Raw genomic sequence first — 11,583 nt, 5'->3', positions numbered from 1 at the left:
CTTCTTCTGCCTATACTTTAATAGACGTGATATGTCCCCGGGAAGAAAAGTGTGACAGAATCGTGACAGGGGATGAAAATTTCCGCTTAATCTCTGCTACCTGGCTATATTACCAATATAATGACGCAGCCAGATGAAGCCAGGAATGCACATCAACCCCATCACAGTTACATACATCGCAGGTTCTATCCATTGAGGAAACGTGTCGAGGAAATTGTGATCCTGAATAATTAATTGAACTGCCGTCAGAGCCAGAATTGCTGAGGCAATCAGGATCAGCCAGGGCAACCGTTCAATGAGGCGAGATACAATGGCGCTCCCGATCAACAATAATGTCACGCTTAGCAACAGGCCGGTGATGAGGAGGGTGGTGTTGTCGCGGGCCAGAGCAGCAATCGCCACAATATTGTCCAGGCTTGTTGTCACATCAGCAAGAAAAATAGTCAGAATCGCCATCAATATATGATGCCGCTTCATAAAGCGTGTCCAGGCGTTGTCGCGCTCACGTCGTAATGGGAGGGAACTGCTGCTCTGCTCTTCCGGTGATTGCAAGAGGAGCCGCACAGCAATAATCAGTAACAGGATAGCCCCGATAGTCTCTAAATAGGGAATCTGGAGTAGAATCGTAAAAAAGTAGGTGAGTAAGATACGAGCGAGAATCGCTCCTCCACCTCCGACGACGAAAGCAATCCAGCGCAGGTTTGATCCCAGGCCGGCGGCAACGGCACCTATTACCAACGCATTGTCCCCACTTAACACCAGATCAACGAGGATAATGCTCCCCAGGATTCGCAACCAATCAAGCACAGTAGCTCTCCTTCTATTGTACGTGTGAAAGAGGTAGAGGGGTGTAGCTCTCTGCCCAGCGACCTCTTTTCAGACTAATTTAGTTTTTTGCGTAGTAACTCAAGGGCTTTTTCCTTTCGCAACCACTTGCCAATTAAACCAACAGATATACGATAACGTTTTCTTTCAGGAGCAATTTGAGTACTATCATCCTCAACTACATCAAAATCCGACAGCCGTTTGATTGCCTCCAGCAGCACATCGCGTTTGAGCGGCAGATGGTGCTGACGATAGAGATCCTCGATTTCAGAGAGCGAGATGAGCCGCCCTTCTTCTTTGCGCCCCTCAGCAATGGCCGAGAGCGCCATTTGCTCGTCTGACGTGATCTGATCCCAGATCCAGTCGAAATGGAATTGCCCGGTTTGCATCACATTTTGTTGCACGATATTGACATCATGGATGGTGACATACGCTTTATGCCTGCTGTTGCAAAGATCAACCAGCGAGCGACAGACCAGATGAATGAGATAGGGCTGATCGCCCGTCAGCACCCGAATCTTCTCTATCGCATGTTGCTCATATTGCAGATAGTCGGCCACAGGTCGGATAATCAGATCGTGAGCATCCTGTGGAGCCAGCCTCGAGAGCCGGTGATGGTGTGCGATATTGAAGAAGACGGACCAGTAGCCCCTGGTCAACTGGCCCATCTCATGCGTTCCCGAAAGCACAAAATTCAAGCTCTGTCGATGCTGCATCAAGCTGCGCAGATAGGGAAAGATTTCTGCTTCCAGCTGTTTCTTCTCTACTTGCGTCTCCAGCACTTCAAACTCATCAAGCAGCAGCACGATCTTTTGACCACTCAGACACGCCTCGACCTCATCTAAAAAGAGGTTGAAGGCAAAGGTCGGATCGGAGGTAAACTCCATTTTTTCCGGGCGCGGCAACGTGATGTCTCTTTTCCGCAACGCTTGAAAGATGTGGTGAGCAACATGGTGCAGAAACTTGCTGACCGTAATCTTATATTCTTCCTCCTGCATATCGATCAGCACGGGTATATGGTTGTCTAGAACGGAAGTGTTGACGAGATGGCGCAGCAGCGTGGTCTTCCCCGAACGGCGCTGTCCATAGAGGACGATGACGCTTTTTGCCTCCGTACGGGTCAGGTTGTCCTTGAGGAAGGCAATATCGTTCGCACGGCCATAGAACATGTTTTTATCGCGTGTTGGCGTGCCTGTGGAGTATGGATTGGGAATGTGTTTGAACTCCTGGGGAGGCGCGGTCAGTTCCAGGTTTCCCTCGTATGACAGCCACTTCATAGCATGTTCGCTACCGCCATTCGCGAATTCATCATAGTAGACGGTTTCAAAGGTCAGGGTGAGTAGCGAGACAGAATGTCGGGGACGAATAGTAAATTCAGCCTCAACCTCTTCCTGCGAGAAAATGGGGCCGATCTCTGACGAATCAGGGCCAATGACGGTGAAATCGGCGCTATCCAGCAGCGTGGTTTTAACCTGATGGGCGGAACTGCGCCCCAGATTACTGATGATAAGTTGGATAGTAACCACCTCTTCACGCCTGGCACTGGTTGTTTTCAGCTCTACATGTAGATCAGGACGGCCACTTAGCTCACTAAAGGCCACCTTGACCGTTGAGGACCATTGTTGCAAGATGATCTCGAACAGGTTCCGATCCGGCAGCCGCGCGATATTTTCACCATGTAGAGCGCTGGTATATTGTTGCTCCAGATACTCCTGTAGTTTCTCAATAGCGGCATTGGCCTCCAGCAGGCTATTCAGTTGATCGTTGAGCGCGGTGCGATGAAGATAGATCGTGAGCAGGCGAGTAATACTGTCGAAGCGCCCCAGAATATGCAGTGTGAGCGGGACATATTCGTTTTCTGGACTGAACTGATTGAGCTGTAAGTTACACTGGTAGTCTGCAATGCTCTCAATCGTGCGCAGAGAGAGCAGACGGGCAAATTCTCGATAGAGCAGCCAGCTATCCTGACCATATGGGAGCATCCTGATCTCCGCCAGCGCAGCTACGACATCGTTCACAGCATCATCAACACGTTTCTGCGCATCCTTTGCATGCAGATGCATCAACAGAGTAGCCATCGCACTGAAGAGATGCTGTGCCTGTGGATTACAAGCATAGTAAGAAACAAGATGTAAAAGATCATAATACTTGCATCTGGTAATAAAATGGTAGAGATAGACGATGATCTGCTCATGATATCTGTCTAAGAAGCGAGCAAAGGCGCGAGCTGACTCCTGGGGAATCCATCTGGATTCCTCGTCGTTGAAGCCCAGAAGGACCAGTTGAAGCAAGGGATTGTCTGGCAGCTCAGGAGCGATAGGAATGAGTTGCGTGATCTGACGAATGACGGCGCGACGTACAAAGCGATCCTGATTGCGCAAAAAGCGTTCGAGGTATTCGAGGCCCAGTTCCCAGTTCTGTTGCGCCAACGCCGGAAGTTGGGCGACAAATGCCACACGTAACGTGCGATCCCAACTGGTGGAAAGTTGATTAAGGAGCAGCGTAGCCTGCTGGGGATCAACTGAATAGCGATGAATGGTGGAATATGTCAGTGACAAGCGCACCTGAAGCGCTCCATCCTTGACACGCTCTTTGAGCATCTGCATATCGCTGGCAGAAAAATCTGGTCGCTCAGTAAATTTGCGCAGGGCGAAGGCGCGCACCAGAGGATTGTTATGTGTCAGCAGTGCAGTGATAACTTCGTTGTCCTGGCGGTCCTGTAACAACGCCTCCCAACAAGTCGCTATCTGCTGGCTCACCTCTTCTTGATCGATGACGCTTAGTAATTCCAGACGATCTTCCGAACCCAGCGCGATCTCGATGTGGCCGTCATCGTCGATGTCTTCAGCACGCACCACACGAATCCGGTCGTTCGTTTGATAATGCCAGAGCAGATCACCCTGGGCGCTTAACACATAGAGCCGACCATCGCCACAGCCTGCAAGGACTTCCAGAAGCCCATCGTTATCAAGATCGCAGGCGTCTATGGCAATCACGCGATGCTCGGTAAAGTAGCGCCATTTAAGCTGCCCATCATTGCTGAGAACGTGAACATTGCGATCTTCGGAACCAATGATGATCTCGACACGCCCATCACCGTCCAGGTCTTTTATCGCAATCGCCAGCACCCGATCATGTGTGTGATAGTTCCAGAGAAAGCGGCCACGCCGACTGTAGGCCGTAACAGTATTCTCAAGGCTGCCTGCGATCACCTCCGGGATCTGTTCACCAGGAGCATGGGGAGCCTGCTTTGCGTCATAGGCAGAGACGATTTTAATTCCCTGAGGTGTGGAAATGGTCTGCAAAGGCGTTGCAAGATTGCTGCCATAAAAGCTGAGCTTCTTATCCTCAGTCCCTACAATCACGGAAGGAGTGCCGTGCCTCTCCTGAGCAAGCATATAGAAGCTGGACATCCAGTCGCTCATAGCAGATGTGCGCGTCACGCTTTTTTTCGTACCGCTGATGACATAGATATGATGATCGGAAGAACCAGCCAGGATATCCTGCCATTTGCGATGGTCGAGGTAGCCAGTTTGCAGGGCGAGAATCTGACCACCCAGTTGTAAATTCCACAGGCTTTTTCCAGTGGTGTTAAAAGCCTGCACAAGACCTTCTGCTGTGCCTATCACGACCTCTCGTTGCGGATCACCTGAGATATCGCCGAGATAGAGAGCGCGAATATGGCCTATTTTGTCTTTATACCAGCGCCGCTGGACTTTTTGTTGTTGCAATCGGAGCAGTTCGATCAGCGCTTGGAGATATTCCCCGGCCGCCATGCACACGCGCGCATACTCCAGAGTGGCAGGTTTGATGAACGCATGTGGTCGAAAATCTTCTTCGAGGATATCTCGTAAAAGATCCTGTTCCGCTGGCAATAATTCGGTCAGGCTCTCCAGTAGAGGTTTTCCCAGCATCTGGTATTGGCGGCGAATCTTGCGGGCAAGCTGGCGGACGAGTCGTATGCGCAGAACGTGCAGGCGCTTATCCTCTGCCCCCACCAGCAGCTCAATCTGTCCATCGTGATCAAAATCGATGGCATAGAGGCTGAAGATACCCGCGCCAAGATTGTGTCGCCAGAGCTGGGTACCCTGGTGATCCAGAATATAGAGATGCTGATCTTCCGATCCGGCGATGATCTCGTTCTGTCCATCATTATCCAGGTCGGCCACTTGCAGGCAGAGGAGGCGATTCGGGAAGTGATGCGACCATTTGGGAGAAAATTTGGGCGTGAGGACAAGCAGGTCTTTTGCATCGGTCCCGACCAGGATTTCTATGCGCTGATCGTGATCGATGTCGGCGGCAAAGATGGTGTAGATCTGGCGATCTTCCATCAGATGCTGGTGTAGACAACGGCCTCGACTATCAAGCAGATAGAGGTGATGGTCGCCGGAGCCAGCCAGGATTTCTATCTCGCCATCCCCATTCACATCAGCAGCAAAGACGGCTCGTACCGGGCCTTGCGTGGGAAAAGTCCAGAGCAGTTTGCCCGATTCGGCATCCAGGGCATAGACGCGGCGATCCTCTGACCCAGCAACAATCATACTGGGAGATGCTGGTGTGGGTTCGGTAATGACCACCTGACGGATCACCTGTTCGCTTTTGAGCCAGTACGCGGTCTGCTCAGGCTCATTGGCCCAATCCTGACGATGCGGCGCAAACAACTTGCCATCGGGCGAAACGATTTTGCCATCTTTGTCAAGCGCAAAGATCATACCCTCCCGATTGCCTATCAGCATGCGCGCAACCAGTGAACTGCTCTCCGGCTGTACTGCCAGGGTTCCTACCCAGCTCTTATTGCCAACGACGCGCTCCCAACGCAGATCGCCGCGCCGGGTGAGGGCATGGACGCGTCCATCGCGCGATCCAGCGAGGATTTCGATATCACCATCAGAATCAATATCGGCGGCGGCTACACTAGTCACCCAACTCTTTGTGCTATGATGCCAGATTTCGGAAACTACTGCCAACCCGATACGTAATGCGTCCTGTAGCTCGGAAACAGGCATAACCCACCCCGTCTATTTCTTCTTTACAGAGAAGTGCGCTTAAAGCGCACTTTTAAAACAGTATAGAGGTCTCCTTCTGCCAGAGTGTGACAAAATTGTGCCAGTTACTATGGCCTGAGTGCTTCTGTCTCGCTATAATGATTATTTTCTATAGCATAACAGAAGTTGACCGAATTATAAGTTCTTACTGCTGTCTTCCTCTGCCAGATTTCTGCCAGAATAGTGCCAGCGAGAAAAACATATAAATAGCAGCTTTTTGTATCACAATTGACCTGTTAAGTGGCAGAGATATGGCACTATGCTGCACAATTTACGATTATACTGAAGAATGATATATCAGTTCTCGCATTATTGCCATTTTCTAGAAAAGAAGGAAGAGCCGAAAAGCGAGGGCAACGCCCGTCATTATTGTACAATAAACATGAGATTGCTCAATCTTCCAGAAAGGAGAGGCGTGTTTTTCCCGGGAGACCAGGGATATGCACGCATAGCATGTGATGAAGTCCAGGCCACTTAATCCCTACTATAACATGATGGCGGTTCGTCCGGCTGAGATGTTTTTTGGGCGCGAGGATCTGCTCCAACAGCTTTTTTCTCTGGTAGCTCATCAACAGAGCGTCTCTCTGGTGGGGCCGCGACATATCGGGAAGTCGTCTATCTTATGTAGTATGGACTCCCCAACCGTACAGCAGCTTTTTGAAGAAGATCTGAGCCATCATATTTTTGTCTGGCTTGATCTGCGCGAATTTCCGTCTCGCAAGACCGCCGATGACTTCTTTGAAAAGGTGAACAAACAGATCATAGAGCATTGCGCCGACAAGGTCGATCTGCTGGTTGAGGATGAAGAGGAGGAGCGCGCGGAGATCTTTCGCAGCCTGCTGGATCAGGTCAATGAGCAAGGGTATCATCTGGTCCTATTGATGGACGCCTTTGATAACGTTGCTCGCAACCCGCACTTCGATCTGGAGTTTTTCTCGTTCCTACGTTCGCAAGCAACAAAAGTCTCGTATGTCACTGCATCTGTTGCGCCGCTCGCTCAGATCTGCCATCGGGCTGTCGAAGAATCTCCTTTCTTCAACATCTTTGCCATGTATCCGGTCGGACCTCTGACACCTGAAGAGGCCGAGCAACTGATACAGAAACCGGCGGCTAAAGCAAGGGTGCCGTTCTCAGAAGAGGAAAGCGTGTGGGTGCTACGACAGGCCGGGCGACATCCCTTCTTTATTCAACGCGTCTGCCATTATCTATTTGAGGAGAAAGTAACGCAAAACGGGCAACCGTTCAATCCCAATCGCGTCAAAATACAGGCGTATAATGAATTGCAACACCATTTCGAGGCCAGTTGGGAACGCCTGGATGAAGTGCAGCGAGATCAATTGAGGAACGAGGCACAGCGCAAGGGCGAGCGTGAGCGCACGCTGCCAGAACTGAGCGAAAGCGGCCTGTTCCGCAAGTTCGTGCGCGACAAATATCAGATCCTCCTGTTTCGTATGAGCATAGACCTTGTTGAAAAGGTACTTGATGATATCGATGATTTCAAAGCACTGGGCGAGAGCGATTTGCGGCATCTCAAATCCGTTTCGCAGCGCTTGAAAAATAACGGTCGCTCCTCCGCATTGGAGCGCGGGGCAGCAGTGCGCAGCGTTTTGACCGACGCCTTTGAGTCGCTACATGGCGTTGGTTTACGGAACGATATGGCTCCGGGCTGGGAACTTTATAACATTCTGTATTATCGCTACTTCAAGCATCATCTCAAAAACGAACAAATCGTCGGTCGATTGGGGCTGAGCAGCACGCGCAAATTCTATCGTCAGCGCCAGCGAGCCATCGAAATGCTCTTCAACAATCTGATCGAGATGGAAATGCTTGCGGGGGGCAACGACGAAGATTAGGGAGCAATGCGTTATTGCTCCCTCTTGTCTGATTGTGGTGCATCCGATTGCGAAACTCCACCTTACAAGTTCTATTCTTCTGGTCTTGCAAACTCCCTGCTCACTATCATCTCAGCATCCTTACGCTCCACTGGGTGAAAGAGATTTATCCAAGTAGATCGATCTTCTAGTTCCGCTGATCTGATACCAGCCAACTCAGGAGTTCCAAGTAGTTGCACCGCCTGACGCATACTCTCTGCAAGGAATCGCGTCGCCTGGCTCTGCTCCTCTTTAAATTCTAAGCTATGATCACTATTCGATAGCCCTTGGCTGCCCTCGTAAAGGGCTTGCGATGAAGACTAGCAAGCAATGCTACCGTTATTACTTCTACATATCTGGTAGCACTTCCGAGCGCGAAACCTGACCTTGCTGGTTCTGTTCTTTTAGCTCCTCCAAGCCCCCTTCCTTCCCCATCGCAGCACGCAAATCACCCATTCTTTTCTCGTGTATGCGGTGATTGGGATTTTCCCAGGGGACAGATCCATCTTTTGGTTTCGGCCATGTGATACCAGCCCTCTCACTGGTAGCATAGAATTCCTTCAACCTGTGCTGCTTAGCAATAAATTCTGGCGATTGCTCGCTAGATTGCCCCTCCTGTCTACCCCCTAAAAGAAGTCTCTGAAGTTCCATCTCCCCTTCTCTATTTTTACCATTATCGCCTCTTGCACCTTCACCACCACTCATACCCTCAAAGCTTTTTCTACCTCCACCAGGTGTTGCCATGCGTCTCTTTTCCTTTCTGTTCATCTATAATGCAAAATTTGTCATTATATGCGTTTTTTACATATAATGTATGATGCAATTGGCATCTGATCATAACGACTTATCCCAACGTCAAAGGGTTCTTCTTCCTAAGTTTATTCAAGCCATCAGGCCAAAAAGGGGGGAAATAGGGACAAATCGACCTCTATTGAAACTGGGCTGGAAGCTGTATCTCACGCCCTGCAAAAATTAGCACAGTTTAGCGCTGTTTTCTGGTCATAATGTTATATAATATCTACTGGATAAGACGGTTATTTCAAACAGCCAGATTTACATGGTGACTTTATGACCTGCGAACGACAAAAACCAACATTGGTCCTGATGGCAGGACTTCCTGGTGCCGGAAAAACAACGCTGGCTCTTGCTCTGGGTAGCGAACTACGCTGGCTCGTCCTCGATAAGGATATGTACAAATCTTTATTTGCCACGATGAGTATGATCGATGCTCTGGCCTCGGCTATGGCCTATGAGCTTTTATTTGATGTTGCACAAGACATCTTGATGCGGCAAAACATGTCGGCCATCTTCGATAGCTCTGCGCTCCATCCCTTTGTTCTCGATCATGCTCTGGCGATAACACGTCGGGCAGATGCGCAACTCAAGGTAATCTTATGTTCTGTCGATTATGAAGAGCGCTCGTCCAGGCTAAGCAGGCGCACAGTCGCCCCCTCGCTGCCGTATAGCGAGGTCAGGTCGACCGAGGATGAACGGCGTCTCTTTTCCCATCTCCCTGCCCATACGCTCACGTTACAGACAACAAGACCACTGGAAGAGTGCGTTGCCAGCGCATTGAGCTATATCAACCAATAGCCTGATATTTTCCCATTTCGTAGTTGCGCGATTTATCACGCATTGTACAATCATACAAGTAGTGCGTGATAAATCGCGCAACTACGAAATGGGAAGGTGATGCGCTCACACATCCCATAACGCAACGATTTTATCGCTGGCGGCGGCAAGTTGTGCGCTATCGGGCGACCAGGTCACGCTTCGTATCCAGGCTGACAGCTCATCAAAGACGGTGAGTTGCTGGCCCGTCTGAGGAGACCAGAGCTGGACCGTTGTGTCATCGCTGCCCGACGCGATGGCAATTCCATCTGGCGACCAGGCAAGCGCTTTGATGGGCCGCGAGTGACCACAATAGCTCCGCACCCTTGTTCCGTCGCTGGTGGACCAGACCTGCACCGTTGCATCCTGTCCAGCGGATGCGAGTTGCTGGCCGTCAGGAGACCAGGCGAGGCCAAAGACGGGGCCATCGTGACCACGATAGATCAGGCGCACTTCGCCGCTGAACGGCTGCCACAACTGCACCACGCCATCAAAGCTGCCCGACGCGATAATCTCTCCATCCGGCGACCAACGTACGGCGAAGATACGATACTGCTCTGTATGCAACCGCACACGTTGACCCGTTGCAGCATCCCAGACCTGCACCGTGCTATCGCCCAGATCGCCACCGCTTGCCAGATATCGTCCATCTGGCGACCAGGCCACGCTACGAACAAAGCGGATGTGACCGCGATAACTGGTGATGGGGGCCGTTCCATTGCTGCACGACCAGATATTAACCATCCCCGCCGTATCGCCTGCGGCGATCAAGCGGCCATCGGGCGACCAGGCGAGAGAGAGAATACAACTGGTGGGGTGGGTAATGGAGAGATGACAGGTGCCGCTGTGAGGGTTCCAGAGTTGGATCACCCCATCGCGGCTCCCCGAAGCAATCTGACTACCATCGGGCGACCACGCAACGGTAAAGACTTTATCGTTGTGGCCGCGATAGGTCAGGCGCATACTAATGTTCCTTTGGTCCCTCAATCAATAAATTGATGGCATGGGGTAGCACTGGTAGTATATATTCTAGGCACTCTTTCACCGCTTTGGGGCTGCCCGGCAGATTGATAATCAAGGTACGACCGCGCATCCCAGCGATACCACGAGAGAGCATTGCCATTGGCGTATATTTCAGGCTGATACTGCGCATGGCCTCAGCGATGCCCTGAGCCTCGCGCTCGATCACGGTTCTAGTCGCCTCGGGAGTCACATCGCGTGGAGCCAGGCCGGTGCCGCCCGTCGTCAGGATCAGGTGCAAGTGCTTTTCATCGCACCACTCGCGTAGGGCCGCAGCAATCTGTTCGCGCTCATCGGGAATGATTTTGCTCTCAACGACGGTCGCCCCGGGCAATTGTGCCACCAACAGGCGAATATTTTCTCCGCTAACATCCTGCCGTTCGCCCTTTGAGGCACCATCACTGATGGTCAACACACCAATCGTGAACATATGCATTAGCCTCCGGGAGCCAGTTCGCGCATCAACGCTCCGATCTGACGGCGCGAACCATAGAGCCAGACGGTGTAGTCGTCGGGCATATCTTCCACCTCGACATTACAATCCATTTCAGAGGCGAGCTTGCGAGCGATATCCAGAAATTGGCCGCGCTCGGCCTCATTGCGACTCTGCGTACTCAGGGCCAGTTTACCGAGGCGCTCATCGGGCGACAGCACACCGTTCATCAGAGTATGCAGTTGATCCAGGCCGAAAACCACCTGGAGCGGTGGCATCTCTTTGGCCTGCGATGCCGTCAGCGAGACCACTCGTCCACCGTTGCCGTCTGTCTGCTCTCCATTGCCCTCTTCCTGCGCTGAAGTGGCATCGACATAGACCGAACGCAACTTTTCAAGGATCAGCAGGCGCGCCTCTTCGGGGGCATCTGAGCGTGGATGAACGTAGGCCAGCAGGTCGTGAGCTGGATCTGAATAAATGAACGGCGTAGCAACGGCAGCCCGACGTCCACAGGCGGGGCAGGTCGAAACATTGAGCAATCCGGCCAGGACGATGTAGCGCAATTGCGGGTGCTGACCGACATTGACATATTCGTAAATTGTGCTGGTAAACACCTGACCACAGGGGCAGGTAAAGGTTTGTATACTCGAACGAGACATAGTATCGGTTCTTTGCTTAAAAAACTGGTGATAGCGAACAATCAAAAGTATGTTGTATAAGTATAACATATGACAACGGTCGAGTACCAATTCGCTGTTTCTCATACAGATATCACTTC

General features: G+C 51.3%; 8 protein-coding genes. 2 read left to right on the top strand and 6 right to left on the bottom strand.

The genetic code is table 11. The annotated features are described in order from the left end of the window. Window positions 1–96 precede the first annotated feature (96 nt). Together K3T83_RS19515 and K3T83_RS19510 are read right to left on the bottom strand one after the other, a co-directional pair. Window positions 97–807, bottom strand: coding sequence for a YjbE family putative metal transport protein (locus K3T83_RS19515; RefSeq protein ID WP_220204631.1), 711 nt, complete (start codon window positions 805–807; stop codon window positions 97–99). Between the two features lie 74 nt (window positions 808–881). Then, on the bottom strand, window positions 882–5,831 hold the full coding sequence (locus K3T83_RS19510; protein WP_220204630.1) for an FG-GAP-like repeat-containing protein: 4,950 nt from the start codon (window positions 5,829–5,831) through the stop codon (window positions 882–884). A gap of 497 nt (window positions 5,832–6,328) precedes the next feature. Between K3T83_RS19510 and K3T83_RS19505 the strand changes: the two genes are divergently transcribed. Beyond that, window positions 6,329–7,723 (top strand): nSTAND1 domain-containing NTPase, encoded by a 1,395-nt coding sequence (locus K3T83_RS19505; RefSeq protein WP_220204629.1) that lies wholly within the window; start codon window positions 6,329–6,331, stop codon window positions 7,721–7,723. A gap of 366 nt (window positions 7,724–8,089) precedes the next feature. Here K3T83_RS19505 and K3T83_RS19500 read toward each other — a convergent pair whose 3' ends face one another. Continuing rightward, the gene (locus K3T83_RS19500; RefSeq protein WP_220204628.1) at window positions 8,090–8,485 is read right to left on the bottom strand and encodes a hypothetical protein; all 396 of its coding nucleotides are present in this window, start codon (window positions 8,483–8,485) and stop codon (window positions 8,090–8,092) included. 324 nt (window positions 8,486–8,809) lie between these two features. On the opposite strand from K3T83_RS19500, the gene K3T83_RS19495 reads away from it, so the two are divergent. After that, the gene (locus K3T83_RS19495) at window positions 8,810–9,334 is read left to right on the top strand and encodes a P-loop nucleotide/nucleoside kinase family protein (RefSeq protein WP_220204627.1); all 525 of its coding nucleotides are present in this window, start codon (window positions 8,810–8,812) and stop codon (window positions 9,332–9,334) included. Between the two features lie 105 nt (window positions 9,335–9,439). Here K3T83_RS19495 and K3T83_RS19490 read toward each other — a convergent pair whose 3' ends face one another. From K3T83_RS19490 to K3T83_RS19480, 3 genes are read right to left on the bottom strand one after another with little or no spacing between them, the layout of a single operon-like run. Further along, window positions 9,440–10,315, bottom strand: coding sequence for a WD40 repeat domain-containing protein (locus K3T83_RS19490; protein ID WP_220204626.1), 876 nt, complete (start codon window positions 10,313–10,315; stop codon window positions 9,440–9,442). A 1-nt stretch (window position 10,316) separates the two neighbouring features. After that, window positions 10,317–10,802, bottom strand: coding sequence for a molybdopterin adenylyltransferase (mog, locus tag K3T83_RS19485; protein WP_220204625.1), 486 nt, complete (start codon window positions 10,800–10,802; stop codon window positions 10,317–10,319). A gap of 5 nt (window positions 10,803–10,807) precedes the next feature. Further along, window positions 10,808–11,464: a CpXC domain-containing protein gene (locus K3T83_RS19480; RefSeq protein WP_220204624.1), complete on the bottom strand. Its 657-nt coding sequence runs from the start codon at window positions 11,462–11,464 to the stop codon at window positions 10,808–10,810. Between the last annotated feature and the right edge of the window lie 119 nt (window positions 11,465–11,583).

The sequence above is a fragment of the Reticulibacter mediterranei genome (genome assembly GCF_016587455.1).
This window is presented reverse-complemented; position numbering and strand designations above follow the sequence as displayed.

Excerpts from the sequence above, each read along its gene's own strand:
- K3T83_RS19510 (WP_220204630.1), bottom strand. The coding sequence starts at position 5,831 with ATGCCTGTTTCCGAGCTACAGGACGCATTACGTATCGGGTTGGCAGTA.
- K3T83_RS19505 (WP_220204629.1), top strand. The coding sequence starts at position 6,329 with ATGAAGTCCAGGCCACTTAATCCCTACTATAACATGATGGCGGTTCGT.
- K3T83_RS19500 (WP_220204628.1), bottom strand. The coding sequence starts at position 8,485 with ATGGCAACACCTGGTGGAGGTAGAAAAAGCTTTGAGGGTATGAGTGGT.
- K3T83_RS19495 (WP_220204627.1), top strand. The coding sequence starts at position 8,810 with ATGACCTGCGAACGACAAAAACCAACATTGGTCCTGATGGCAGGACTT.
- K3T83_RS19490 (WP_220204626.1), bottom strand. The coding sequence starts at position 10,315 with ATGCGCCTGACCTATCGCGGCCACAACGATAAAGTCTTTACCGTTGCG.
- mog (WP_220204625.1), bottom strand. The coding sequence starts at position 10,802 with ATGTTCACGATTGGTGTGTTGACCATCAGTGATGGTGCCTCAAAGGGC.
- K3T83_RS19480 (WP_220204624.1), bottom strand. The coding sequence starts at position 11,464 with ATGTCTCGTTCGAGTATACAAACCTTTACCTGCCCCTGTGGTCAGGTG.